The following is a 25,469-nucleotide window of genomic DNA, read 5'->3' as shown; positions in this document are numbered from 1 at the left end:
ATTTATAGTACCCGGTATCCGCTTTTTGGCAGATCAAACATTGCAATAGGTACAGGCTCTACAGATATTTTAGTGGCGGAATATTTTACTTTCGTTTTTCCTTCTACAGATTCTGATTCGTATTCAAGCACAAATCCCGGCAAGTCTTTAAATTGATATTCAAAGTCCTTGTTAGAAGGTGAAATGGAAGAAGTATAATAAACATTAAATGTAGATCCGTCGGTTAGTTTGGCTATTACCTTTTTGCACTCGTAGCCCAAGATAGTTTTCTTTTCATTTGTGTTAGCGAACTGAATCCCTTCATATTTTTTATTTTGCGCTTTTCTCTTACTATTATTTAGGTAAGAGATATAATTGGTGTTGCCAAGTTCTCTCAATATAACAGTTGTATCGCTTTTTGCGTCTGTTAATGTTGTTTGCTTAAAGCCTGGAGTTATTAAATCACTTCTGCTTTTCGATCCTTTTATATATAGCACTTTAGTTGCTCCAGCCATTGATTTTATAACTTGAGGATCTGCGTTCGCATCCTCTATAGAAACATTAAAATAGACAGTACAATCTGATATTGTTTTTGTTCCCTGCGCAAAAACGCTGTGATAACACGAGAAAATAATAACAAGTGCTGCAAAAATTTTTTTCATATCTTTTTTAATCGACAACAACTATTAAGAACAGTCAAAAGGATGAAACTAAAATAATCCTCAACTAATATTACCCTCACCTCTTGTTATCTGTACGCTGCTTTATATCCTGCAATTTTTTCTGTGACTCCATCACCTGGTCATAACGTTGCTGCCATTTTGATTTTACCTTTGGTTTTTTACGTGTTTGTTCAATTTTCACCAAAATCTTATCATGATTGATAATGTAGTTCTGGATTACAAACTGTAGAATTAAGGTAATAAGATTAGAAACTGTATAATACCATGTCAGCGCCGATGGCAATTTGTTGAATATAAACAGTAGTATAAATGGGAAAAAATAAGGCATATACTTCATTACCGGGTTTCCCTGGTCAGGGGTCATGCTCATGTTGTATATGGAAATAAGAAAACTGGTAATAACAGCAGTTAAAGTAAATAGGCTAATGTGGTCGCCAAACCCAAAAGGAATTGAAAAAGGAAGCTTTGCAAAGACGTCATAAGAAGAAAGATCTTTAGCCCACAGGAAACTCTGACCGCGCAACGAAATCTCAGAATTAAAAAAACTGTACAGTGCAAAGAAGATAGGAATTTGCAGAATAGCCGGTATACATCCTCCTAACGGATTAACGCCTGCTTCTCTAAACAACTTCATTTGTTGCATCGCAAATCCTTGCTGGTCATCACCAAATTTCTTTTTTAATGCATCTAACTCGGGACGAAGCACTTTCATTTTAGCGCCGCTCAGATAACTGGTATAGGTTAGCGGAGAAGTTACCAGCCGTATAAAAATTGTAAGTAAAGCAATTACCCAACCATAATTTCCAATAAAGCTTGCAAAAAAATCAAAAACGGGAATTATAATAAACCTGTTAATATATTTTACAAAAGAAAACATACCCGAACCAAGGTCGCGGATGTTTTCCATCTTCAGGTTGTACTTTTTGAGTACATTAAATTCGTTGGGTCCGTAATATAAAGCCAGAGGAACAGTGGCGGATGCACTTGCAGGAAGTTGCATTTTCATATTGGCAATAGCTTTTTCCACAACCAGGCTTGTATCATCGGGGGCTGTAACCGTTACTTCACCGGAATTAAAATTATTTTTGGCAACCAGGGTAGCATTAAAAAATTGTTGTTTTACAGAAACCCAGTTAACAGGTTTTTCAAAAGTTTCGGCAGTACCTGTTGCAGCGTTTTTATAATCATAGCTATTATCTTCTACATAGCATAGGCGTGATTGGGTTCGCTCGTATTTGATGTCGCTTTGTTGCTTGTGTGCCTGAACCTGCCAGTTAATGTTCAATGAATTACCTGTCAAAAGCCTGTTAGCGCCATTCATAATGATATTCCAATCTATCATATAATCATTTGGCTTAACAATAAACTGATGCGTAATGCTTTGCCCATCGGCCGACTGCAGGTTATAACTAATGATTTGTCTGCCATCAGGCTGTTTGGCGATCACAGGGGAATTAAAATATAATCCACTCGTAGGTGCAGATTGGTTGGCTGATGTATTGATAGTATATGAAAGATTATCAAATGCAGAACCAGCCATAACTACATTCGTACTATCATAAGATTTATAATTTTTAAGTTCAACGCTTTTAGGTTGCGCTCCTTTATTGGTAAATGTTATTTTAATTAGTCCGTTGTCTACTACAGTAAGTTTTTCGCTTCCGTTTGCAGCACTTTGAAAATTGCCGGCAGCAGCAATGTTATTGAGAGAATCTCTTTTTAAAGAGTCTAATTGTACTGTTGCAGGGTTAACCGTGGGAGCTGTTAAAGCTTTTACCCGGGCTAGTGAATCTTCAGTTCGTTTTCTTTCCTGTAAAATAGCCTGTTGCTGGCGGTTTGAGAACCAGAAATAACCAATAAAAAGAATTCCTATCAACACAAAACCAATGACCGTATTATTATCAGTCTTCATATAAAAGAAAAATTGAGCGGCAAAGGTAGGGATTTGAAGAATAGGTAGAAGCCAACGGTTTATTAAGGCTTGTTTTCCAACTTTCTATTTTTGGTGTAAGGGGAAAAAATTAAAGTTTTTACGATAATCAACTAATGCTTGACAGCCAGAACAGCTTTTTTACGATGGCCGGGCGCAAACGGACGTGAAGATTTTTTACCGTACAGTTTTTTGGCCTGGCCAGGAGGTAGGTTATTTCTGTGAATAACCGGACTCTTTCTTTTGTCGATATCCTGGTCTTCCCTTCTTTCTACAATTACTGGTTTCTGATCGGGAACAATAAGAACATTGCCGTTTTTAATTTTAGGAGGACGCGCCTTTATTTCATTCCTTGCCTGACTCCTGGCTGTAAGCGAGGAAACAACCATAATTATTATCAGTAGGGTTTTCATAAGGTGTTGTTTTTATTAAATTTGAAAATTATACCATTTTTACTCAAATCTAAATTACTGTTTTAAAAGATATTAACCTTACTACAAATAGTTTTCATTTTTATAAAACACCTTTTAAAAATTGTATTTCAGCAATTCTTGTTGGTTTAAAATCCATTGTTCACCTTTAGATAGATCTTTAAGAACACAATTTTCTTGCTGCAATTCTTTGCTTCCTATGATAACCGCATACGGTATTCCTTTCTTATCTGCGTATTTAAATTGTTTATCAAACTTTGAATTTTCATGAAAAATTTCAGCTGCAACTCCTTTATCTCTTAATTGTTGCATCAGCGAAAATGCAACTTTACTCTCTGCTTCTCCCAGGTTGAAAAATAAAACTTTTGTTCCTATTTGTACTTCTCCCGGAAACCGTTTCAGCTCTTCCATTACATCATATATCCTGTCTACCCCAAAACTGATACCTACTCCCGGTACGTTTGGTACCCCAAACAATCCCGTTAGATCATCATATCTTCCTCCCCCGCCGATACTGCCAATTTTTACACCTTTGGCTTTTACTTCGAAAATAATTCCTGTATAGTAATTTAAACCACGGGCAAGGGTAAAATCAGTTGTTAATTCATCAAGATAACCATTTGAAAAAGAAGACGGAAGATAATTAAATATATACTCTATTTCTTCGATCCCTTTTTTGCCAGTATCGAGATGCCCTAACAGTTTTTTTAAAGCCGACAGTTTTTCTTCATTATTTCCTTCAATTAACAGGTAATTTTCAATTGTAGTTATTTGCGCTGCATTCAGGCCACGTTGAGAAAGTTCTTCTTTTACTTTCTCCATGCCTATCTTATCCAGTTTATCTATGGCAACAGTTATGTGCATCATTTTATCAGCTCCTCCGCATAATTCTGCCAGGGCTGCTAAAATTTTTCTGCTGTTTATTCGTATTTCTACATCTATTCCAAGCCTTTTAAATACAGTATAGTAGATGTTTGTTAATTCAACTTCATTCAAAAGGCTATTGCTTCCGACTATATCTGCATCGCATTGATAAAATTCCCGGTATCTTCCTTTCTGCGGACGATCCGCACGCCATACGGGTTGTATTTGGTAGCGTTTAAAGGGTAAAGTAAGCTGGCCGTAATTAGTTGCCACATACCTTGCAAATGGAATGGTAAGATCATATCTCAAAGCTCTTTCGGTAAGCTCTTTTGTGTTTTTGCCCTGCAGTATTTTTTCGAAGTCGTCCTTTGCCTGCGCGTGTTTTGCAGGATTGTCTAACCCATTATTTAAAATTTTAAAAATAAGTTTATCCCCCTCTTCTCCATATTTTCCCATTAAAGTATCGAGGTTTTCCATTGCTGGTGTTTCCAAAGGCTGAAAACCATACAATTCAAATACTGTGCGGATAGTTGAAAAAATGTAATTGCGTTTACGAACGACTTCGGCGGAAAAATCTCTTGTGCCCTGCGGTAATGTTGGTTTCATGCCATAAAGCCCTAGAAAGGCTTATTTCTATTTTTTAATCAAATAATATAAGTTCTGAAAATGATCGCAGTATAAATAAGCGATGGGCTACAAAGCTTCTGTTTTTGCTGCGTCAGCCAGTGCATATTTTTTTACAATCACTTCACAAGCTTTATCAATTAATTCATAAACTTCAGTAAAATCATCTTCCCCTCCAAACCAAGGGTCTGGAACAATTCGGTTTTCGCCCGGATAAACTTCATTTAAAAGAAACTCTACTTTTTCTTCACTCCATGTATGACTGCATATTTTTCGTACATCGTTATAATTTTCGTCATCCATCACGTAAATTTTGTCAAATTCATCGATATCTTCTTTGGTAAAATGACGGCATTGGTGTTTGCCAATATCAATCCCGTAATTCTTTGCTATATTTTGAGAAGACTGGTGAGGAGGACATCCCGGTTGATAACCATTCGTTCCTGCACTGTCTATGTACCATTTAAGACCAGCTTTTTTCACTTTGTCTTTCAATATACCTTCGGCGAGTGGACTTCTGCATACATTTCCAAGGCATACCATTAAAATTTTCATCGTGCAAAGATAGTGGGTCAATAATCTATTAAGACAATAAGATCAGGAGCAACCCGGATCAAAACCAAACAGCTTATCAGGGAATTTATAGATCAGGTTTAATAATGTTTAATTACAATCTGTTATTACCAATCTTATTTTTTGTTTTATAACTTTTTGAAAAAAGTGTGGATTTAATCAAATGTTTGCATCTAATCGATACGATAAGGCAAGGTTTTTTTATAGCATAGTGAATAGGTTTTTACTGTTTCTTGTTGCTGCGACAGAAATAAAGGACTACTGATAAAAAGAAAAAAATATAAAAACTGTTAAAGGTGGCGCGAAAATTGAATGCGAAGACAGCGTTTTACAAATGATCAGAGTCGGATTTAAAAAAGGCTTTATTTGAGATAACTGCCTGATTGGAGAATTGAGTACAATTAGATGATTTGTCATATAACAGCTCATTAAATTGTTCTTTGAAATATTTATATTGCAAATCTTTAAAGCTATTTAAATGGATAAAGAGTTTAAGGATTTAAGAGAGAAAAGAACAAAAAGCTACTCCGTCATGCGTTCGCTGATGGATTATACAATGGGTATATTATATCTTGCGGCTGCGGCTTTTTTGTTTTTTGCTGAGAGGTTCGGCTTCGAGATGGAAAATTTCGATATAACTTTCAGATATATTTTTGGAGGTCTGTGTGCTGTCTATGGTTTTTGGAGAATTTACAGAGGATTTAAGAAAGACTATTTTTAGTTATGATAAAAAATTGGAAGGTTTTTTTAGCGGCGATACTGTTGTTTGCTGCTTGTAAAAATGAACCTGCAAAAAAAGTAGAAACAAATTCTCAAACAATCAAAACACTTTATATAAGTGTTGATGAAAGCTTTGAACCCGTGATAACCGAACAGGTAAAAGTTTTTGAATCTTCATATCCTGATGTAAAAGTAGTAGCAGAATATAAACCCGAATCAGAATGTATCAGGGATTTGCAAAAAGACAGTACTAAAATTGTAATTATTTCAAGAGAGCTTTCGCGTGATGAGACCCAGTTTTTTGATCAAAAAATAGAATATAAACCTGAATTTGCTCAACTGGCTAAAGATGCGGTAGCGGTTATTGTAAATGCAAAAAACCCAGATTCCGTCTTTACTGTCAACGATCTAAAACAATTGTTAACAGGTAATGGAAATAAAAAATGGAACGTTGCAATAGATGGTAACAGGGCAACAAGTACTGTAAGGTATTTGAGAGATTCGGTTTTGAAAGGGGCAGCTTTTGGAAAAAATATTACTGGCGCTAAGAATAGTGAAGATCTTATCAACTATATTGCAAACACTGATAACGCAGTAGGCTTTATAGGCATAAGTTGGATAACCAATCCACAAAGCACACAACAAGAGCAAGCTGTTGCCAAAGTAAGGACTGCACTGATTGAGTGTAATAAGAACTGTGATAAGGGAGAATTTGCAAAACCATCACAACAAACTATAACATTTAACCAATATCCTTTGGTACGTGGATTGTATTATGTGCTCAAAGAGAATTATGCCGGATTAGGATCAAGATTTGTAGGTTTTTTAAGTACAGAACGGGGACAATTAATATTTAAAAGGGCTTTATTAGTACCGGTTAAAATGAATTTTAATCGCAGAAAAACTAACATGCAGTAAAGTGAATAATTAAACAAAACAAAAAAAACAAAGAGACATGAAGAAAGTTACGACATTGTTATTAGCGGTTTTGCTGTCAGGTAAATTACTTATAGCACAATCTGTTGATGACGCAAAAAGAAGTCTGTATTACGGACGCGTTACCTCTGCTAAGCAAGCGCTGGATAAAATTGTTGCAGGTAATGCAAAAGATGCGCAGGCAATTTATTGGCTTGGTCAGACTTATTTAGCCATGGATAGTATTGGTGGAGCCAGACAGGTTTATCAAAATGCTTTAAACAGTGGAGTAAACGATCCGTTAATATGGGTAGGAATGGGCCATGTAGAGTTACTGGAAGGAAAAAAAGATGCGGCACGCCAACGTTTTGAAGCAGCTGTAACAGCCAGTACAAAAAAGAAAAAAGAAGATGTAAATATTCTAAACGCTATTGGTCGCGCCAATGCAGACGGTCCTGCTAATACCGGTGATCCTGCTTACGCGGTTCAACTTTTAAAAAGAGCAATAACTCTGGATCCTAATAATTCAGATGTTTTTGTAAACCTTGGTATCAATTATTTAAAATTAGGTCCTGATCAGGGTGGTAACGCTTATGAGGCGTTTAATAACGCTATCAAAGTCGATCCTAAAAATGCCCGGGCAAAATTTAGGTTAGGAAAGATTTTCCAAAGCCAGGGCAACAGCGAAAAATTCTTGCAGTATTACAACGAAGCAATTGCTGCCGACCCGGCTTTCACTCCTGTTTATCTTGATCTGTACGACTATTACGCAAACAGGGATGTTAATAAAGCCAGAGAATATCTTGAGAAATATATAGCAAACTCTGATAAGGATTGTGGTGCTGATTATTTATTAGCAGACTACCTTTTCCGCTCAGGAAAATACCAGGAATCTTTGGATAAGGCTAAAGCAATGAGTACCGGAGCATGTGCGAACTATCCGAGACTAAAAGTTTTGTTTGCCTATAACTATGACAGGTTGGGAGATTCTGCACAAGCAAGGTCAAACATTCAATCATACCTTTCTGGTTTAACTCCCGATAAAATGTCTGAGTTACAAACAAAAAACATAGGCGCAGATTATCTTTTTGCTGCTTCTGTGTTGAAGAAATTCCAGGGCGGCGAAGATTCAGCAATAAACTATTTGCAAAAAGCGCTTGACTTGGATACTGCAAGGGCTAACAGGGTTAAATATATGGACACTATTGCATTTTTATATAAAAAAGCAGACAAACCTAAAGAAAGACTTGAGTGGTTACAAAAAAGCTTTAAACTTAATCCTAGCCCGTCCAACTTCGATATGTACAATATGGCAGATGCAGCCATTACTGCTGGTGACACTGCATTAGCTGATAGCATGAGCAGAGCTTATATCCAAAAGTATCCTGACCAGGAATATGGCTATGTTCTATTAACACGCGCCGCTAAAGCTGCAGATCCAGACTCTTCTAAGGGAACCGCCTTTGACCAGGTTGAACAATATATAACCTTCTTAAAAACCCAGGATTCTGTTAAGAATGCTTCTAAAATCAAAACTCAATATTATTATATTGCGTCAGTTGCTGCAGATAAACTGAAGGATTACAAAAGATCTTTGGATGCAATTAACCAGATACTTGCTATAGATCCTGCTGATACCTTTGCTTCTCAGGCGAAGCCAGTGCTGGAAAAAGCCTTAAATCCAAAAAGTTCATCATCTTCGTCGAACGGATCAGGAACTAAAAAAACAGGAACCTCAACGAGAAAGAAAAAAAGCTAACTTATAATTAGCTGATACAAAAAAAACTCCCCGTTAAGCAAAACGGGGAGTTTTTTATTTGCATACAATTTAAACAGACTCCTTATTTTTACAGAGAAATAGAAAATTGTAAACATGTACTTTTTAGATGCAGCAATCACAGAAACAAATTCATCTGCGAATTATTTTCCTATCGGCATTCAATTTTTGTTTGCCATTGGTTTTGTAGCGGTAATGATGGGCGCGACCCATTTTATTGGCCCCAAAAGAAATACAGAAGATAAATTGCAAAACTTTGAAAGTGGAATAGAATCGGTTGGAAATGCACGCCAGCCAATGGCAATAAAATATTTTTTAGTTGCCATTCTGTTTGTTTTATTTGATGTTGAGGTAATCTTTTTTTATCCGTACGCGGTAAATTTTCGCGAGTTAGGCTGGTCAGGCTTTGGAAGTGTAGCTATGTTTGTTGCCTTTTTTCTTGCGGGTTTTTTCTATATTATTAAAAAAGGTGGCTTGCAGTGGGAAGACTAAGTTTAAGTAAACAATATTTTTATGAGCAGGTTTACAGACCTGCTTTTTTATTTAACTTTTATAAAGCTTTATTTCTATGTTTTTTGCAACTTTTCTAAAAGTTGCGTAGTGAGAAATTACTACTAAAACCTTTTACATTCATTATTTTGTCACCAGTTCTATTTTAATTGCCTTGTAAGTTCCAAAAGCAGTAGGTCGTTCCATAAATACTACAAATCCCCTTTTTGTAAATTCTTCAAATTGCTCTGGTAGAATAAAAGTTTCTGTCGTTTTAGTTTTTTTGGTATTCATTACTTTAAATCTTTAAATTATTTATTAATTTTGGTATATGTTGTTATTATCAAAGTCAATACTATGCCTTACTTATCGATGGAAATGTGATAATAACCTCAGTCACATATAGAATAAGACGTTGCAAGAAGATAAAAAGATGACAGTCTTATAAAAAAGATCAATTTATTTTCATCCTTGTATTTTTTGAAGCATATTTTTTTGATAAAAAGTAATGAAGTTTTAGAACAAAATTTTTATATTACACTATTAAACATTTTCTATGGTAAAACCAGAAACAATAAGAAAAGGCAGTAAAGTATTTTTTGCAGATACTAAGGATGAGCCTGTGACAGTACTTGACAATACTAATGGTAAAATATCAGTTCAATTAGGTAAAATCGTTACAACAGATGCCTCTGAACTATTTCCCGTTCCCTTAACGCCCGAAATGATTAGCCGTTGCTCGTTTATAAAAACCGACCAATATGTTTTTGAGCATCCGGAGGACCAAATAGAACTGGAATATGATTACCAGGGCGTAACTCATATGAGGGTTAATAGGAGCGACGTGGCACTTCAACTTACGGCGTTGCATGAACTGCAACATGCATATTGGGTAATCACTAATAAAGAATTAGCATACAATAAAGCCTTTTAAACTTTTTCAAAATTCCTTAATTTATCGATTTTATCATTTGGCTAATAGTTTCGTCCCTTTATATAAGGATAAACACCCTCCCTTAAAATTTATTACCTAATGAATTGCACCACATAACGTTATGCTTATGGGAATATAATTAATTGCGTTAGTAAAAATTGCCTGCACATCCACTTTATATTTTTGCGTCTTCTTCCATTCATTAAGCCGCTATTTTTGGTTTTATTACTACCTGACATGAGAAGCATGTGAAAATAATATTCGTTATCTTACATATTGAAGCAACCCTTTTTGTGAAACCTCGTATTCACATATAAAACCTATTCTTACTCTGGATAGCTTGCTTTATACTATACAAGGTTGTGTGCAAAACAACCCGAGAGATCAAAAGAAACTCTACGAGCAGTATTATGGGTATTGTTTGAAAATTGTCTTCAGATACCTGTATCATTATGATAAGGCGGTAGATGTTGTAAATGATGCATTTGTAAAAATATTCGGAAAGCTTAATTCCTTTTATTGCAACCAGCCGGAAAATATAGAACCAATGTTTTTAGGTTGGATACGCACGATTATGATAAATACTGCAATCGACCGACTAAGAAAAGATAATTTTTTACCCGAAATTGGAATTATAAATGAAAATGTTTGGGTAGAAGATAAAGGCCAGGCTTCTGATCAATCGTTGCTGTACAAAGAACTTATACTCGAAATAAAAAAGCTTCCACCGGTTTACAGGGCAGTATTTAATATGTATGTGATAGATGGATTTACGCACCAGGAGATTGCAAGTCAACTAAAAATTGCTATAGGAACCTCAAAATCTAATTTATTTAAGGCAAGAGAGATATTGCAAAAGGCAATCAAAAGAAATGAAAACGAAATTAAGATATGCAGGATGTGAATGACGATATGGATGAATTATTTAGGCGTGCAGCAAATGGTTATCCCCTTAGTACCGCCGGTGCTGATTGGGATAAAGTGTTTACTGCCCTGCATTCAGATGGAACCAAGGAAGTTGATATTGCTGAACAGGATAATTTTTCTCGGCCATCAGGCAAATATCCAAACGTTTTATTGCTTTTGTTGTTGCTGGCAGTTCCATTAGTTTGTGTTGATTATTTTCTTATAAATAATCGTATCATTTCCGCCGGAACAGCAAAGAGACCTGAAGGTGCTACTTCTGTTGAGCCTATTGTCACCAATAACCATGGAAATATTACGGCAACCAATAAAAACAGGCAAAATTCAATTGAGAGACATAATAGCAATGATGGCTACAGAGGAAAANATTTTAATAAGAAAGCTCCAGACAGTTACAATTTAAAGACTTATAAAGATGAAATAGCAAGGCTTGTCCCAAAAAATAAAATAGACGGAAAAGACATTTTTCTATTGCCAAACCGAAGTTTGAATAAAGTTGAAGGATCGCCAGTAGATAAAACTATTGTAGAGTCAAGGGATTTAGATAAGCAGTTTTATTTTAGGCTAAAGACAGACAGTATTACCGGCAGTAGCAGTGTACCGAAAAAAACTAATGATCTCAAGAATAATTCAGAAACAGTTGCAGGTAATCAAATTACAGAAAAGAAAGAATTGGCAGTTAAAAATAAAAATAAACACGCATTGTACGCCGGTCTTATTGCGGGACCTGATATTAGTACCATTAAGCTTCAACCTGTAAATAGAACCGGCTTTTCCGTAGGGCTTTTGATAGGTTATACGGTCGGTAAAAAATTAGCTGTAGAAACAGGGCTTATGTGGGATAAAAAATTTTATTACACGGACGGTAAGTACTTTAACCCGAAAAATTCGGTCATTCCCTCTTATATAAATATAAATGACGTAGATGGTAGTTGCAGTATGATCGAATGGCCTGTTAATCTTTCTTATACAATCAAATCGTTTAGTAAAAGTTTTCTTACTGCAAATGCGGGCATTTCATCTTACTTTATGAAGAATGAAAATTATAGCTATACTTTTCAAAGAAATGGTGTTGAAAATGAGTGGAGCTTATCGTATAAAAACTCATCTAATAATTTATTTTCAATTGTAAACCTCGGTATTGGCTTTAATCATAGTGTTTCCAAATCTTTGATGCTAAGAGCAGAGCCTTACATAAAAATCCCGGTTACGGGCATAGGTATGGGCCGCTTGCCCATCACTAGTTCGGGTATATTTGTTATCCTTACAAAAAGGAAATTATAGAAGTGAAAAATGTGTATCGAATTAACGATACCGCCAAGCTGCAAACTTCATATATACCTTTTCATGTAACCCTATTTAACAGTTCATCTTCATCTCATTTTTATAAAACTGCCTGGGGCAACCCTTTTCTGCCGCGCCACGTATAATCTGAATGTTTAGTTTATAGCTCATTTTCATTTCATTAACCTTAAATCTTCTTTTATGAAAAAGATTACCAAAACAATACAGACTTTCTGCCATCTTGCTGTATTGCTGCTTTTGTTTTCAGTACTGGTATTACCAATTGCCTGTAAAAAGCATTTTGATCAGCAGGTACTTAAAGAATTCCGCCAGGTAAACCTTGTGGGGAACAATAATGAATACGGTGCTCCTCACATCGATCCCGCATTGTTGAACTCTTGGGGGCTTGCATTTAACCCAACTGGTATTGCCTGGGTTAGTGCACAAACAGGGCATGTTAGTACTATTTATGACAAGCTAGGGAACACGCTCAGAAAGCCCGTTAATATTCCTTCCCCCGAAGGCCCTAAAGGTGGAAATCCTACAGGCATTGTTTTTAACAACAGCGATGGTAAATTTTTTCTCTCAGACAAGCAAAAAGCAACCTTTTTATTTGCAGGCATTGATGGAGTACTTTCAGGATGGAATCCGACAGCAGGGGATAATGCATTGCTGATCAAAAACAACTCTGCCACTTCGGCTTATACCGGTTTGGCTATAGGTAAGTCTAATGGAACTGATTATTTATATGCCGCTAATTTCAAAACTCGTAAAATTGATGTTTGGAATGGTTCTTTCTCATCCGTATCTATGTCTTTCAACGATCCTGATTTGCCTTCAGGTTATGCTCCTTTTAATATTCAGAATATAGAAGATAAATTATATGTTGCATATGCAAAAGTGGCATCTGATGGAGATGAAGAGCCAGGCAGTGGAAATGGATTTGTAGATATATTTAACACCAATGGTTCTTTTGTAAAACGTTTTGCATCGAAAGCTACACTCAATGCTCCATGGGGTCTTGCAAAGGCACCTGCAAGCTTTTTTGCTGATACTGATGATAGTGGGCTTGAAAATTTGTTGGAAAATGGACATAAAGATCACACGCAGCCGGCAATACTGGTAGGCAATTTTGGCGACGGACGAATAAATGCTTTTGATCTTAACGGCAAATTTTTAGGGCAGTTGAAGACTGAAAACAAAGTAATGACGATCGATAAGTTATGGGCAATTTCCTTTCCGCCTTCAACTGCTACCAGTATTGATCCTAACCGGTTATATTTTACTGCCGGCCCTGATGATGAAGCAGATGGCTTGTTCGGGTATATTGTAAAACAATAATTAACGGTAAGCTTCTGGTTTTTGATTGTAGCAATACAAATAAAAAGCATCTTAAGTAAACTAATACTAAGGTGCTTTTTTCATGTAGAAAAATTAAAGATTAGATTGTAAAAAACGGAATCGTGTCAAAGTTTTTAGTTGGTCTTATACCATCTCATGGAGAAATCCTTTTTGATTCCTTAATGAGCATATTTTGTAAAATAAAAACCATTATCAAGGCATTTTCTTGATAATGGTTTCAACAGTAATTAATATATATAAGAAAAAGTCTTTTGTAATTATTTCACTGCTACTTGCCCTGTCATACCCGTATGGATTTTGCAATGATAAGCAAAAGTACCTGCAGTAGTGAAGGTGTGTGAATAGGTGTCACCTTTACTCAAATTTCCGCTGGTAAAGCTGTTGTCATCTGCTGTTACAGTATGAGACATATTATCGTTATTCGTCCAGGTGACAGTGGTGCCTTTATTTACGCTTGTAGAAGAGGGGTTAAAAGCCATGTTTGCAATGCTTACCGTGTTGCTGGTGCTGTTGCTACCGGTATTGTTGTTATATCCGTAGGTACCACTTCCACTTTTGGTGCATGATGAAAGTAATACAAGACTCACCTGGATTGCTATAAAAAGCTTCTTTTTCATTTTTTTTATTTTTTTTAATAAATACGAAGAATATTAGAAGAGGTTGCTTCTGGGGTATGTTAAACCGATCTTGTAAGGAAGGCTGCAAGACAAAACACAGGTAGTCTTTTGCAACCTCGAAACGAAAAAAATAATGAATAGGATTTTTTGTAAAAAATTTTCCTTTACCAGGATTTATTTGTAAAGATTTAAATAAAATGCAGGATATTGCGCAAGGCTAATATTAGCTTTTGCTTAGAAATAACATAAAACCGTTTTGCCATGAATTCTCGTCGTGACTTTTTACAAAAACTTACCGCAGCAACTATTGTTTTACCCTCTTTACCTGCTTGTGCTTCCGGAAGCAGTAAAGGGCCCTCTATGAAGTCTTACGACGGACCTGTGCTGCGCGTAGCAATTATGGGTCTTGGCAGTTACGGAACACGCGTGGCTGAGGCAATGCAATCGTGCAGAAAAGCTAAATTAGTAGGAGTAATAAGTGGGACCCCATCAAAGATTAAGGCCTGGCAGGCCAAGTATAACATACCTGAAAAAAACTGTTACAACTACGAGAATTTTGATAGTATTAAAGACAATCCTGATATTGATGCAGTATATGTAATAACACCCAATGCATTGCACCACGACCAGGTTATAAGAGTAGCCAAAGCCGGCAAACATGCAATTTCAGAAAAGCCAATGGCTGTAAATGCTAAAGAAGCACAGGAAATGATTGATGCTTGTAAGAATGCAAATGTGAAATTGCTGGTAGGATACAGGATGCACTTCGAACCACATACACTGGAAATTATTCGTATGCGCAAAGCAGGAGACTTTGGAAAAATTATGTTTTTTCAGGGATTGTCTGGTTTTGTAATAGGTGATCCAAAACAATGGAGGTTGAACAAGCAATTGTCAGGTGGCGGAGCGATGATGGACATCGGCATTTATTCTATTAACGGTTCTCGATACATGACCGGCGAAGAACCGGTATGGGTAACAGCAGAAGAAACCAAAACTGATCCTGAAAAATTTAAAGAAGGCGTTGACGAAACAATCCAATTTCAACTGGGCTTTTCAAGCGGAGCGGTAGCATCATGTTTGTCAACCTATAAAATGAATTTTCTCGATCGGTTTTTCTTAAATGGGGAAAAAGGTTTTGCTGAATTAAATCCAGCTACAGGGTATGGTCCTATTGAAGGCCGTACTAATAAAGGGGAATTGAAGCAGCCCATTGTAACTCATCAAACTGTACAAATGGATGAAATGTCTGATATAATTTTGAAAGGTAAACAACCAATCGTACCAGTAGACGGCCAGGAAGCGCTGAAAGATTTAAAAATTATAGACGCAATCTATTTGGCAGTTAAAACAGGCAAAAAGGTGGATTTGGCTGTATAAGACTCGAGCCGATCGGAAAGAATAAACTTTTGTAGTATAAAGCAAAAAAAGCTTTTCATGCAGGCTTTATTAACCGAGGTAAAGGAGTATGGGATTGCATTCTTGATTTATTCTTGTTATCACCATTTTGTTTTTAATAATGATTGGAATTATCAGGCGAATTCTACTCCCTGTCATAAATCGGTTGGTTAGAATCAGGTAGACCTGCGTTGTGTTCAGTTTAGCTATAATTCCATATATAAAAACCAAATTAGCCTTGCCTCTTAATAATGTCCTATCTGGTAATGACACCTGTCACAATATCAAATGATCCTTGTCATTTGCTACAATTGTACATTGTATAGTTTCGTATCGTTATCCATTTTTCATTTAAAAATGTAAGCGATGTGGCACAGGTCTAATGGAATGTTTTGGGGTATGCACTTTCTCTGGTGGCTTTTCCTCTTACTGATTGTAGCGGTGTTTTTTGTTTTTCGTAACAATATAATTCAACGAACTTCTGATAAAGAATCGCCTTTGGACATTTTAAAAAAGCGATTTGCCAGAGGGGAAATTAATAAAGAAGAATACGAAGAGCGCAGGCGTGTGCTGGAGCAGGGTTAAATAAAATAAAGAGTAAAAGTCCTTTTTACTGTAGAGATAAATTTCAAAGATTTATTGATGGTCAACGAACGGGCTTTCCTGGGTGATTAAAAACCATTTAATGTAGTGTGAAAAATGTACAGTTAGGTTTAAAAGAAAATTGGCAACAGTTTACACTGCTTGTCATCATCAACGCTTTTGTAGGGGGAATGATAGGTTTGGAAAGAAGCATACTTCCCCAAGTTGCTGAGACGGAGTTTCATATAGCTGCAAAAACGGCGATTCTTTCCTTTATCATTGTTTTTGGAATTGTAAAAGCAACTACCAACTACTTTACCGGAGCCTTAGCCAATAAAATAGGAAGAAAAAATTTATTAACGATTGGATGGCTTATCGGTATACCCGTCCCTTTCGTACTGATGTTCGCCAATAGCTGGAATTGGATTGTAGCCGCAAATGTTTTATTGGGCATTAACCAGGGATTGACCTGGAGCAGTACAGTAGTAATGAAAATTGATCTGGTAGGAGAAAAGCAAAGGGGGCTAGCTATGGGCTTAAACGAGTTCGCCGGATATATTGCAGTGGCGTTAGTTGCCTTTTTTACTGGTTGGGTAGCCTCCAGATATGGACTTCGTCCCTACCCATTTTATATCGGCATTGCTTTGTCATTAATGGGTTTTTTCGGAAGTTGGCTACTGGTGCGAGACACCCAACACCATGTTGTTAAAGAAACATCTTACAGTAAAATCACAAGGCTTAAGAACATTTTCTGGGAAACTACCTGGAAAGATAAAAATCTGGGTTCGGTAACACAGGCTGGCTTAATTAATAATCTTAACGACGGCATGATGTGGGGTATTTTTCCTCTTTTACTTTCCTCAAAGGGTTTCAATATAGAACAAATTGGAATTGTGACTGCCGTTTATCCTGCAGTGTGGGGGCTAGGGCAATTAGTTACCGGAAGAATGGCCGATCTTTTTTGTAAAAAAGATATACTTTTTATCGGTATGCTATTGCAGGGCGTAGCCTTGATTGCCCTTTTGTTTGCCACCTCTATGACGCATTATGTACTTCTTTCCTCGCTTTTAGGCTGGGGAACGGCTATGGTGTATCCAACGTTTTTGGCGACAGTAGCAGAAAACACTCATCCGGTTGACAGGGCCAATAGTTTAGGCATTTTTCGTTTTTGGCGAGATTTAGGCTATTCAATTGGTGCCATTCTTACGGGAATCGTTGCCGATACTTTGGGTATTAGCTCTTCTATATTACTTGTTGCTGTTTTGACCTTACTATCTGGATTCCTCATACTCTTTAGAATGAAATGCAGCGATAGCTTTATTGATCAGTCACTAAAGAACAGATTCTCGTTAAAAAGATACATGGCTCATTAAGTTCTATTCAAACACGTACAACGAGGGTTGATCACTTTACTTGCTCTTTTTTTATTTAATTAATTGGTAACTACGAGGACATTCTTTTTAAAGAACAAACTCTTTCACTTGAATGAAAGCCTATAAGTTGTGTGAATATTAGAGAAGTGACATTCAGGCAAAAGGCTGTAGCAAAAGCTGAAATAAAAAATGCAACAGGCTGGAAATAAAGGAAATTTAGAACTTTAATGAATAATTCAATTAAAAACAAATTAATGATCAGAAATAGTTTATTGGTTGCAACGATCTTGATTCTAGCCGCTTGTACAAGCACGCACAAAGCAAGCGGGGGTAGCGGCTGGATTAGCCTGTTTGATGGTAAGTCTTTTAATGGCTGGAAAGCCAGTGAAAAGCCGGGTACGTTTAAAATTGAAGATGGAAGTATTGCGGTGTCAGGCCCGCGATCACATTTGTATTATGATGGTCCGGTAATGAATCATAACTTTAAAAATTTTGAACTTCAGGCGCATGTAATGACGAAACCAGGTTCTAATTCAGGAATGTATTTTCATACAGCATATCAGGAGACAGGATTCCCTGACAAGGGATTTGAGGTGCAGGTAAATAATTCTCATACTGACTGGAAAAGAACAGCCGGTCTATATGACATTAAGGATACTCGCGAGGTATATGTAAAGGATAATGAGTGGTTTACTTTATATATTAAGGTTCAGGGAAAAAGCGTAACTACGAAAATCAACGATAAGATTGTTACAGAGTACACTGAACCGGAAAATGCCGAAGCTCCCAAAGGTCATCCCGGCAGATTAATTTCAAGTGGTACATTTGCTTTGCAGGGGCACGATCCCAAAAGCACAGTCCTGTTTAAGGACATAATGGTTAAACCCTTGCCTGATTAGGCTCGTGTCGTAAATTCAATTATTTAACTTATAAAAAATATGAGACCTATTGTTCAAATTTCCCTTGATCTGACAGACATCGATGAGGCTCTTGAAACTGCCGCGATGGCGATGCGTGCCGGCGTAGATTGGCTGGAAGCGGGAACGCCGCTTATTTTAGCAGAAGGTTTGCATGGTGTCAGGAAATTACGGGAAGCTTTTCCGGGTGTTCCTATTGTTGCTGATCTTAAAACAATGGATGGCGGTTATCTTGAGGCAGAGATGATGGCAAAGGCCGGAGCTACTCATGTCGTAGTTATGGCAAGAGCCCATGAAGAAACTATTAAATGCGTGGTTAACGCGGGCCGAGATTTTGGTGTAAAGGTAATGGGAGACAATCTTGGAAGTGATGATATGGTCGAGGCGGCCAGGTGGCTTGAAGCTCTTGGCTGTGACTATGTTATCCATCACATCGGGTATGATGAGCGGCGCGGTATAGCTGCAAAAGGTAATCGTATGCCAAGTCCCCTTGACCAGTTAAAGGAAGTAGTGCAGGCCGTAAAAATCCCGGTACAGGCGGTAGGAGGCCTCAGTTTAGAACAGGCTATACAGTGCCCGCAATTTGGTGCACCATTGGTGGTGCTTGGCGCTCCGCTGACTATCGACAGTGATAGCTTTAAAACAGCAGGGGGTGATCTTGAAAGTTCACTCCGTCTCATCTGCGATAAAATTCATTCGTACAAAAGCGATTTAAAAGATATTTAATTATGAAATCAGCATCTGTAGTTAATTATGCTCCTGAAAAAGGTTCAGTTGAAATCCGTGAAATTGAACGGCCATCCATTGGTGAGGAAGATGTGTTGCTTGAAGTTGCTAATGTAGGCGTCTGTGGCAGCGACCTTCATCAATGGACTGCTGACCATAGTTGGCCGGTAAACTATCCGGTGGTCCTTGGTCACGAATTCGGGGGTGTTATTGTTGAAAAAGGTAATCGGGTCACCGGGTGGAAAGAAGGTGACAGGGTGGTGAGTGAAACTGCTGCAGTAATTGATGCAAATAATCCGATGACCCGGAAAGGGTTATACAACCTTGATCCTACGAGGAAAGGTTTTGGATATGGCGTAAATGGAGCAATGACACGATTCGTCCGCGTACCGGCGCGTTGTTTACATAAAGTCCCGGACCAGCTTCCATTTGAACAAGCCTGCCTTACTGAGCCTTGCTGCGTAGCCTATAGTGCTGTCGTTGAAAACACCCGGCTTAAACCCGGTGATCGTGTTGTCGTATTAGGACCCGGAACGATTGGTATTTTATGCGCCGCAGTTGCCAGGCTGTGCGGGGCAGAAGTAGCAATCGTAGGACTGGACGCAGATAAACACCGGTTAAATATTGCTAAGCAATATGGTTGCGAAACGATTATTGGTGATGCGACTAGTTGGGCATACGAACGTGACGGACTTGGTGCTGATTGCGTTATTGATGCGGCAGGGTCGAGTATTACTTTAAAAATAGCTTTACAGCTTGTGCGGCCAAATGGAAAGATTACGAAAGTTGGATGGGGCCCGCAGCCACTGGGATTTTCGCTCGATCCGCTGGTTCAGAAAAACATAACTCTTCAAGGGAGTTTCAGCCATAACTGGCCCATGTGGGAACGTGTTATTGCATTACTGGCAAGCGGTCAGCTTAATGTAAAACCAATTATAGGAGGCGTGTGGCCAATCTCCGAATGGCATACTGCCTTTGAAAAGATGCACAAGGGTGAAGTTATAAAAAGTGTGCTGAAACCTGTATAACGCCAGGCGATGAAGGTGATGGTACTGGATAATAATTCTACAGGAGATGAAAAAGTAAGAATAAAATAAAAATTGGTCTAGAAGCGGACCGTCTCCAAAATATCTAAAAAGAATTTTGCTCTCCCGCTACAGATATGAAAACTTCTTTTATAAAATTTGAAATAACGGATGCGTTTAAAAAATAAGGTTATTATTGTTACAGGCAGTTGTACAGGCATTGGAAAAGCGATTGCGCTTCGGTGTGTGGCAGAAGGCGCAAGCGTTGTAATTCATGGGTTAGAAAAGGACCTGGGTGAAAAGGTTGTTGAAGAACTTGAGAAGGGGAGAGCTGTATTGCATATTGAAGATATTACTAATGAAGGAGCGCCCGAACGGTTAGTAGCCCTCGCGCTTACAACTTTTGGCAAGCTGGATGCAGTTGTGAATAATGCTGCTTTGGTAGCCTCGTCTAACCTGCAAACAACTGACCTTGCTTTTCTTAGAAGAATATTGGAAATAAATACCATTGCTCCTTTTGCACTCATTAAAGCTGCATTACCGTCTCTTAGTAAAGAAAGGGGCTGTGTGCTGAATATCGGGTCTGTAAATGCCTGGAGCGGCGAACCCAATTTATTTGCTTACAGTATTTCAAAGGGTGCTCTTATGACAATGACACGTAACCTCGGCGACACACTTCATCGTGAAAATGGCGTGAGGGTAAACCAGGTAAATCCGGGCTGGGTGCTTACTGAAACTGAGATACTGCGAAAACGTGCACATGGTTTGGCCGATGACTGGTACAAAGATATCCCTTCGGTGTATGCTCCGGCTGGTCGCATATTATGGCCTTCGGAAATTGCCGCTGCCGCTGTTTATTGGTTGGCGGATGAAAGTGGCCCCATCAGCGGTCAAGTGGTGGACCTGGAACAACATCCATTCATTGGACGAAATCCTCCAAAGGATGCAAGTACAATTAGATAAGTCGTTCGAACAATTTTCTAACTAATTTATTGTTTCTCATTTTTTTTAATTTATATAGTATGCCCCAATTAGCTGTTTTTCCAAAAGCATTTATGAATGCACTTTGCAAAGACGGAACCATGCGTGTTTCTGAATGGATAGATTTGGCTGTAAAGCTTGACATCGAAGGTATTGAATGGTATGCGGGATTCCTGGAAATGGCTGATGAAGAAAACTGGCCACGATTTCGACATCAGGTTGAAGAGCATGGTAAGTCTATTCCCATGATGTGCTGCTCACCTGACTTTACTCATCCTGATGCTGCATTTCGCGCAAATGAGATTGCGAAACAAAAGCGATGGATTGATATGACCTATGCTTTGGGTGGATCATATTGCCGTGTACTTTCAGGGCAACGCAGGCCTGAACTATCAATAGATGAAGGGGTGGAACTTGCTGCGCAATGTATTGAAGCTTGTTTGCCATATGCCAAGGAGCATGGTATCACGCTTATCATTGAAAACCATTACAAAGATGACTTTTGGGAGTACCCGGAGTTTGCGCAAAAGATGGATGTGTTTTGTAAACTCGTTGACCGCGTGCGTCATCCCAACTTTGGGGTGAACTATGATCCCAGTAATACTTATTTGGCAGGTGAAGATCCACTTGATTTGCTGAAGCGGGTGTCTGACCGCGTGGTAACAATGCATGCAAGTGACCGTTATTTAAAAGAAGGAACGATTGAAGATTTGCGTAAAGAAGAAGGTGGCTCTTTAGGTTATGCGAAACGTCTTAGTCATGGCGAAATTGGCAAAGGATTAAATGATTATAATGCCATTTTTACTGAATTAAAGCGTGTAGGTTTTAACGGATGGATCAGCATTGAGGATGGCGTGGAAGGTATGGATCAGCTGGAGCGAAGTGTAAGTTTCCTGCGAAAAAAAATATCGGAATATTGGCCATAATAACTCTTTCACTAGCAGAGCTTGTCGGTGGCAACAATGTACTCTCAGGCATTTTATGGTACTAAGCTTCTTGCAGCAAAAAAATATTCATTTCCCCAAAATGAACAAATTACAGGTAAAAAAGTCTGCAGTAAAAGTTAGAGGTGCCTCAAATAGTTATTCAAATAACCCATCATCATAACCATCAAACTAAAAACTATGTCAGAAAACAAAATGAATTCATCTGGAGGTAATACCCGCAGAGATTTTATCAAAAATACTTCCCTTAGTGCTGCCGGGTTTATGATCGTTCCCCGTCATGTATTAGGAGGCCGCGGGTTTCTTGCGCCTAGCGATCGTCTAATTGTAGCAGGCGTTGGTGTAGGAGGTAAAGGGAAGTCAGATCTCGCTAATTTTTATAAAAGTGGAAAGGCTGACATAGGTTTTCTTTGTGATGTTGATGATCGTATGGCGGAAACTTCAGTCAAAGCTTTCCCTAAGGCTAAGTACTATAAAGACTGGCGTGAGATGTTTGATAAAGAAGCCAAAAATTTTGATGCCGTGTCCGTATCCACTCCTGATCATACTCATGCCGTTGTTGCAATGGCAGCGATGCAAAGAGGCAAACACGTCTATGTTCAAAAACCAATGACGCACGATATATATGAAGCCCGTAAATTAACAGAAGCAGCTGAGCGTTATAAAGTCGTTACACAAATGGGAAACCAAGGCTCTTCCGGAGATGGTGTAAGGCAACTACGTGAATGGTATGACGCCGGCGTTATTGGAGATGTTGATACAGTTTATATTTTTACCAACAGGCCAATATGGCCACAGGGTATCCCCTGGCCTACAGATAAACCTCCTGTGCCTAAAGGACTTGATTGGGATTTATGGCTTGGTACAGCGCCTTATAAAGATTATGTAGATAAATTAATTCCGGGAAGCTGGCGGGGATGGTGGGATTATGGTACAGGCGCATTGGGTGATCTGGGGTGCCATCTTATGGAAGCTCCTTTTAGTGTACTTGGCCTAAAATATGCGACCGATGTACAAGCCTCCGTTACCAGTGTGTTTACTGATTTTGGTAAAAGAGGTGTTTTCCCTGATAGTTTTCCTCCTTCCAGTCATGCAACACTGACTTTTCCGAAAACAGCTAAAACACAAGGCCCGGTAACCATGCACTGGATGGATGGAGGAATAAAGCCGGAACGTCCTATTGAGCTAGGTCCAAATGAAACATTTGGAGATGGAAATAGCGGAATATTATTTATTGGAACTAAGGGGAAAATGATGGCCAGTGAATATGCAGCGGATCCTCGTCTAATACCACTTTCACGTAATAATGAAGTTCACGTAAAGCAAACCCTCGCCCGGGTTCCCGGAAGCGCAGATGGTCATTATGCGCAGTGGGTAGAAGGAGCGATAGCAGGTTATGGTAACAAAGAACTGAGTTCTCCCTTTAATTTAGCTGGTCCGTTAACAGAAGCGATCTTAATGGCAAACCTCGCTATCCGCGCCGCCGATACGCCTAAACCAAGAGCTTCAGGTAAAGGTTTTGATTACCCTGGAAGTAATATGAAATTAGTCTGGGATCATGAGAATATGCGTGTTACAAATTATGATGAAGTAAACCAATTTGTAAAACGAGAATATCGCAAAGGTTGGAGTTTAGGAGTATAGAAATAATGATAAAGCCCGGGAGCGATAAATTGAATGTGTAGTGTATAGCCGCAGCATGCAGAAATTTTGAAAATGAGTTGTGAAGTTGAATAATACTTGTTTGACAGACAAGGCTTGGTTTCATTGGAATTTGGAAAAACTTATGTAGTTGGTGCAATGACTTCATTCAAAGACAATTTTATTGAAAGCGAAGCACATTTATTAGGAGTTTGCCTTAAACGAAAATCGGAGTTTCTTAGATATTGCTATTGAATGTGGATATTATAACCATTCGCATCTTGCCAATGAAATCAATCGAAACACGGGAATTTCACCCTCACTACTTTAATTTGTCGCATTTCTACAAAGTGCAAGTGATTGTCCAAAAGTAATTTTGCAGGAACATTAAAATTCAAAACAAATGCGAAAAATATCACTTTTCATTGCAACAAGTTTAGACGGCTACATTGCAAAACCCAATGACGACCTTGGTTTCTTAAAACTCGTTGAAAAGGAAGGCGAAGACTATGGTTATGCGGAATTTACAGACACAATTGACACATTAATTATTGGTAGAAGAACCTATGATTATGTGCTTAAAGAAATCGGTCCATCTCATTACGACAATGGACAACGAGATGTTTATGTCATAACAAGAAATGAAAGACCGCAAGTAGGTAGAACGACATTCTATACAGGAAACCTGACCAAATTAGTTGAACGATTAAAGTCTGAAAAAGGAAAAAATATTTATTGTGATGGTGGTGCAGAAGTTATAAATGAACTATTGAAGCACGACCTGATAGACGAGTTTATAATTTCGGTTATCCCAGTTTTATTAGGTGACGGAACAAGACTTTTTAAGGACGGAAGACCTGAGCAAACACTTGAATTTACCACAGTAAAAACATTTGAAACGGGATTGACACAACTGCATTACGAGCGAAAAAAGTAAACAACGAACCGCCAACAAGGTATGGCGTAATGGCGGCTGACGAAATTCTATTGATTACTCGCACAAGGCTGAACAGAAGTATTTCTATTCAGCTATTGTGCTAAAATCCGCCTCTACGCCAATACCGTAACCGTTAGCCGACATTGTAATTAACAACTTTCACCAATTTAGGCTGACATATCCAGGTAACTACTGGCGCAATCAACCTCTTTTTTGACGCGATTATACCTTATTTATTTGGAAGTTAAGCGGTACGTTTGGACACTATAAATCAATTATAATAACTATGGCACTCATCAATCCTCACATTAACTTTAACGGAAATGCCGAAGAAGCTTTTACCTTTTACAAATCAGTATTTGGCGGAGAATTTGCAAAAATTATTCGTTTCAAAGACCTTGCAAGCCCAGAGTTTCCGGTGGCGGAAAAAGAAGAAAATAAAATTATGCATATTGCTTTGCCTATCGGTAAAAGTAATATGTTGATGGCAAATGATGTTCCGGAAAGTATGGGAAAAACAAACGAAAATGAGAACAGAAGTAAAATTGTAATAAATGCGGAGAGTAAAGAAGAAGCAGACAAATTATTTAATGGGCTTTCAGTAGGAGGACAAATAGAAGGGCCAATTGGTGATAGCCCCTGGGGTTCATACTTTGGTTGTTTTAGAGACAAATACGGTATTGAGTGGATTGTGGAATTTGACCCAAACTATAACGGAAAAATAGAGATGAAAACAACGAACGCCTAACAAGGCATTTGCAAAAGCAGGACTGGCCGAATTCAAATGCCCTGCCTTTGCAAATACCCAAACCGTTAACCTAGCGAATCGTTTAGTTTAA

The 25,469-nt window shown here is 38.1% G+C and carries 26 protein-coding genes; 19 read left to right on the top strand and 7 right to left on the bottom strand.

What is annotated here, in order from left to right:
* Positions 1–2 precede the first annotated feature (2 nt).
* The 5 genes from B154_RS0124465 to B154_RS0124445 form a co-directional block, all read right to left on the bottom strand.
* Entirely contained in the window at positions 3–641 is a 639-nt protein-coding gene (locus tag B154_RS0124465) for a hypothetical protein (protein WP_018616998.1), read from the bottom strand.
* A 76-nt stretch (positions 642–717) separates the two neighbouring features.
* On the bottom strand, positions 718–2,574 hold the full coding sequence (gene yidC / locus B154_RS0124460; protein ID WP_018616997.1) for a membrane protein insertase YidC: 1,857 nt from the start codon (positions 2,572–2,574) through the stop codon (positions 718–720).
* Between the two features lie 131 nt (positions 2,575–2,705).
* On the bottom strand, positions 2,706–3,005 hold the full coding sequence (locus B154_RS29690; protein ID WP_018616996.1) for a hypothetical protein: 300 nt from the start codon (positions 3,003–3,005) through the stop codon (positions 2,706–2,708).
* Between the two features lie 114 nt (positions 3,006–3,119).
* Positions 3,120–4,493, bottom strand: a complete 1,374-nt coding sequence (hisS, locus tag B154_RS0124450; RefSeq protein WP_018616995.1) for a histidine--tRNA ligase — start codon at positions 4,491–4,493, stop codon at positions 3,120–3,122.
* An 87-nt stretch (positions 4,494–4,580) separates the two neighbouring features.
* Positions 4,581–5,066, bottom strand: a complete 486-nt coding sequence (locus tag B154_RS0124445) for a low molecular weight protein-tyrosine-phosphatase (protein ID WP_018616994.1) — start codon at positions 5,064–5,066, stop codon at positions 4,581–4,583.
* 496 nt (positions 5,067–5,562) lie between these two features.
* Between B154_RS0124445 and B154_RS0124440 the strand changes: the two genes are divergently transcribed.
* The 4 genes from B154_RS0124440 (at position 5,563) to B154_RS0124425 (ending at position 8,988) form a co-directional block, all read left to right on the top strand.
* Positions 5,563–5,805, top strand: a complete 243-nt coding sequence (locus B154_RS0124440; protein WP_018616993.1) for a hypothetical protein — start codon at positions 5,563–5,565, stop codon at positions 5,803–5,805.
* 2 nt (positions 5,806–5,807) lie between these two features.
* Positions 5,808–6,722 carry a PstS family phosphate ABC transporter substrate-binding protein gene (locus tag B154_RS0124435; protein WP_018616992.1) on the top strand — a complete coding sequence of 305 codons (915 nt, stop codon included), beginning with the start codon at positions 5,808–5,810 and terminating at the stop codon, positions 6,720–6,722.
* A 37-nt stretch (positions 6,723–6,759) separates the two neighbouring features.
* A complete protein-coding gene (locus B154_RS0124430) occupies positions 6,760–8,478 on the top strand; it encodes a tetratricopeptide repeat protein (RefSeq protein ID WP_018616991.1) in 1,719 nt (572 codons plus the stop codon).
* Between the two features lie 114 nt (positions 8,479–8,592).
* A complete protein-coding gene (locus B154_RS0124425) occupies positions 8,593–8,988 on the top strand; it encodes an NADH-quinone oxidoreductase subunit A (RefSeq protein WP_018616989.1) in 396 nt (131 codons plus the stop codon).
* 141 nt (positions 8,989–9,129) lie between these two features.
* On the opposite strand, the gene B154_RS32620 is transcribed toward B154_RS0124425, so the two are convergent.
* Positions 9,130–9,279, bottom strand: a complete 150-nt coding sequence (locus tag B154_RS32620) for a hypothetical protein (RefSeq protein ID WP_018616988.1) — start codon at positions 9,277–9,279, stop codon at positions 9,130–9,132.
* Positions 9,280–9,541: 262 nt separating this feature from the next.
* On the opposite strand from B154_RS32620, the gene B154_RS0124415 reads away from it, so the two are divergent.
* The 4 genes from B154_RS0124415 to B154_RS29685 all read left to right on the top strand — a co-directional run bounded on the left by B154_RS0124415 (position 9,542) and on the right by B154_RS29685 (position 13,468).
* Complete coding sequence (locus B154_RS0124415; protein ID WP_018616987.1) at positions 9,542–9,919, top strand: hypothetical protein; 378 nt, start codon at positions 9,542–9,544, stop codon at positions 9,917–9,919.
* A gap of 364 nt (positions 9,920–10,283) precedes the next feature.
* Positions 10,284–10,823 (top strand): RNA polymerase sigma factor, encoded by a 540-nt coding sequence (locus B154_RS0124410; protein WP_245542653.1) that lies wholly within the window; start codon positions 10,284–10,286, stop codon positions 10,821–10,823.
* Positions 10,811–12,127 (top strand): outer membrane beta-barrel protein, encoded by a 1,317-nt coding sequence (locus tag B154_RS34040; RefSeq protein WP_018616985.1) that lies wholly within the window; start codon positions 10,811–10,813, stop codon positions 12,125–12,127. The genes B154_RS0124410 and B154_RS34040 overlap by 13 nt, the downstream gene beginning before the upstream one ends.
* Before the next feature lie 201 nt (positions 12,128–12,328).
* Positions 12,329–13,468 (top strand): TIGR03118 family protein, encoded by a 1,140-nt coding sequence (locus tag B154_RS29685; RefSeq protein ID WP_018616984.1) that lies wholly within the window; start codon positions 12,329–12,331, stop codon positions 13,466–13,468.
* A 278-nt stretch (positions 13,469–13,746) separates the two neighbouring features.
* Here B154_RS29685 and B154_RS31650 read toward each other — a convergent pair whose 3' ends face one another.
* Positions 13,747–14,106, bottom strand: a complete 360-nt coding sequence (locus B154_RS31650) for a cupredoxin domain-containing protein (RefSeq protein ID WP_018616982.1) — start codon at positions 14,104–14,106, stop codon at positions 13,747–13,749.
* 261 nt (positions 14,107–14,367) lie between these two features.
* On the opposite strand from B154_RS31650, the gene B154_RS0124390 reads away from it, so the two are divergent.
* The 11 genes from B154_RS0124390 to B154_RS0124335 all read left to right on the top strand — a co-directional run bounded on the left by B154_RS0124390 (position 14,368) and on the right by B154_RS0124335 (position 25,378).
* Positions 14,368–15,486, top strand: a complete 1,119-nt coding sequence (locus B154_RS0124390) for a Gfo/Idh/MocA family protein (RefSeq protein ID WP_018616981.1) — start codon at positions 14,368–14,370, stop codon at positions 15,484–15,486.
* A 384-nt stretch (positions 15,487–15,870) separates the two neighbouring features.
* Positions 15,871–16,089, top strand: a complete 219-nt coding sequence (locus B154_RS33670) for an SHOCT domain-containing protein (protein WP_018616980.1) — start codon at positions 15,871–15,873, stop codon at positions 16,087–16,089.
* Positions 16,090–16,196: 107 nt separating this feature from the next.
* A complete protein-coding gene (locus tag B154_RS0124380; protein ID WP_018616979.1) occupies positions 16,197–17,459 on the top strand; it encodes an MFS transporter in 1,263 nt (420 codons plus the stop codon).
* A 254-nt stretch (positions 17,460–17,713) separates the two neighbouring features.
* Complete coding sequence (locus tag B154_RS0124375) at positions 17,714–18,358, top strand: 3-keto-disaccharide hydrolase (RefSeq protein ID WP_018616978.1); 645 nt, start codon at positions 17,714–17,716, stop codon at positions 18,356–18,358.
* A gap of 39 nt (positions 18,359–18,397) precedes the next feature.
* Entirely contained in the window at positions 18,398–19,102 is a 705-nt protein-coding gene (locus B154_RS0124370) for an orotidine 5'-phosphate decarboxylase / HUMPS family protein (protein ID WP_018616977.1), read from the top strand.
* 2 nt (positions 19,103–19,104) lie between these two features.
* Positions 19,105–20,130 (top strand): zinc-binding dehydrogenase, encoded by a 1,026-nt coding sequence (locus tag B154_RS0124365; RefSeq protein WP_018616976.1) that lies wholly within the window; start codon positions 19,105–19,107, stop codon positions 20,128–20,130.
* A 168-nt stretch (positions 20,131–20,298) separates the two neighbouring features.
* The gene (locus B154_RS0124360) at positions 20,299–21,090 is read left to right on the top strand and encodes an SDR family NAD(P)-dependent oxidoreductase (RefSeq protein WP_018616975.1); all 792 of its coding nucleotides are present in this window, start codon (positions 20,299–20,301) and stop codon (positions 21,088–21,090) included.
* 59 nt (positions 21,091–21,149) lie between these two features.
* Positions 21,150–22,034 (top strand): sugar phosphate isomerase/epimerase family protein, encoded by an 885-nt coding sequence (locus B154_RS0124355; RefSeq protein ID WP_018616974.1) that lies wholly within the window; start codon positions 21,150–21,152, stop codon positions 22,032–22,034.
* A 198-nt stretch (positions 22,035–22,232) separates the two neighbouring features.
* Positions 22,233–23,696: a Gfo/Idh/MocA family protein gene (locus B154_RS0124345; protein ID WP_018616972.1), complete on the top strand. Its 1,464-nt coding sequence runs from the start codon at positions 22,233–22,235 to the stop codon at positions 23,694–23,696.
* Positions 23,697–24,096: 400 nt separating this feature from the next.
* Positions 24,097–24,630, top strand: a complete 534-nt coding sequence (locus B154_RS0124340) for a dihydrofolate reductase family protein (RefSeq protein ID WP_018616971.1) — start codon at positions 24,097–24,099, stop codon at positions 24,628–24,630.
* A gap of 286 nt (positions 24,631–24,916) precedes the next feature.
* Positions 24,917–25,378, top strand: coding sequence for a VOC family protein (locus B154_RS0124335; protein ID WP_018616970.1), 462 nt, complete (start codon positions 24,917–24,919; stop codon positions 25,376–25,378).
* Positions 25,379–25,469: the final 91 nt, after the last annotated feature.

The sequence above is a fragment of the Segetibacter koreensis DSM 18137 genome, assembly GCF_000374045.1.
Lineage (GTDB): Bacteria > Bacteroidota > Bacteroidia > Chitinophagales > Chitinophagaceae > Segetibacter > Segetibacter koreensis.
The sequence above is the reverse complement of the archived record's forward strand: the minus strand, read 5'-3'. Positions and strand labels throughout refer to the sequence as shown.

Coding starts and splice junctions, on each gene's coding strand:
- B154_RS0124445 (WP_018616994.1), bottom strand. CDS start 5,066: ATGAAAATTTTAATGGTATGCCTTGGAAATGTATGCAGAAGTCCACTC.
- B154_RS33670 (WP_018616980.1), top strand. CDS start 15,871: ATGTGGCACAGGTCTAATGGAATGTTTTGGGGTATGCACTTTCTCTGG.
- B154_RS0124365 (WP_018616976.1), top strand. CDS start 19,105: ATGAAATCAGCATCTGTAGTTAATTATGCTCCTGAAAAAGGTTCAGTT.
- B154_RS31650 (WP_018616982.1), bottom strand. CDS start 14,106: ATGAAAAAGAAGCTTTTTATAGCAATCCAGGTGAGTCTTGTATTACTT.
- B154_RS0124390 (WP_018616981.1), top strand. CDS start 14,368: ATGAATTCTCGTCGTGACTTTTTACAAAAACTTACCGCAGCAACTATT.
- B154_RS0124345 (WP_018616972.1), top strand. CDS start 22,233: ATGTCAGAAAACAAAATGAATTCATCTGGAGGTAATACCCGCAGAGAT.
- B154_RS0124355 (WP_018616974.1), top strand. CDS start 21,150: ATGCCCCAATTAGCTGTTTTTCCAAAAGCATTTATGAATGCACTTTGC.
- B154_RS0124360 (WP_018616975.1), top strand. CDS start 20,299: ATGCGTTTAAAAAATAAGGTTATTATTGTTACAGGCAGTTGTACAGGC.
- B154_RS0124440 (WP_018616993.1), top strand. CDS start 5,563: ATGGATAAAGAGTTTAAGGATTTAAGAGAGAAAAGAACAAAAAGCTAC.
- B154_RS0124335 (WP_018616970.1), top strand. CDS start 24,917: ATGGCACTCATCAATCCTCACATTAACTTTAACGGAAATGCCGAAGAA.
- B154_RS0124340 (WP_018616971.1), top strand. CDS start 24,097: ATGCGAAAAATATCACTTTTCATTGCAACAAGTTTAGACGGCTACATT.
- B154_RS0124375 (WP_018616978.1), top strand. CDS start 17,714: ATGATCAGAAATAGTTTATTGGTTGCAACGATCTTGATTCTAGCCGCT.
- B154_RS0124370 (WP_018616977.1), top strand. CDS start 18,398: ATGAGACCTATTGTTCAAATTTCCCTTGATCTGACAGACATCGATGAG.
- B154_RS0124415 (WP_018616987.1), top strand. CDS start 9,542: ATGGTAAAACCAGAAACAATAAGAAAAGGCAGTAAAGTATTTTTTGCA.
- yidC (WP_018616997.1), bottom strand. CDS start 2,574: ATGAAGACTGATAATAATACGGTCATTGGTTTTGTGTTGATAGGAATT.
- B154_RS0124435 (WP_018616992.1), top strand. CDS start 5,808: ATGATAAAAAATTGGAAGGTTTTTTTAGCGGCGATACTGTTGTTTGCT.
- B154_RS29685 (WP_018616984.1), top strand. CDS start 12,329: ATGAAAAAGATTACCAAAACAATACAGACTTTCTGCCATCTTGCTGTA.
- B154_RS0124465 (WP_018616998.1), bottom strand. CDS start 641: ATGAAAAAAATTTTTGCAGCACTTGTTATTATTTTCTCGTGTTATCAC.
- B154_RS0124430 (WP_018616991.1), top strand. CDS start 6,760: ATGAAGAAAGTTACGACATTGTTATTAGCGGTTTTGCTGTCAGGTAAA.
- B154_RS0124425 (WP_018616989.1), top strand. CDS start 8,593: ATGTACTTTTTAGATGCAGCAATCACAGAAACAAATTCATCTGCGAAT.
- hisS (WP_018616995.1), bottom strand. CDS start 4,493: ATGAAACCAACATTACCGCAGGGCACAAGAGATTTTTCCGCCGAAGTC.
- B154_RS29690 (WP_018616996.1), bottom strand. CDS start 3,005: ATGAAAACCCTACTGATAATAATTATGGTTGTTTCCTCGCTTACAGCC.
- B154_RS32620 (WP_018616988.1), bottom strand. CDS start 9,279: ATGAATACCAAAAAAACTAAAACGACAGAAACTTTTATTCTACCAGAG.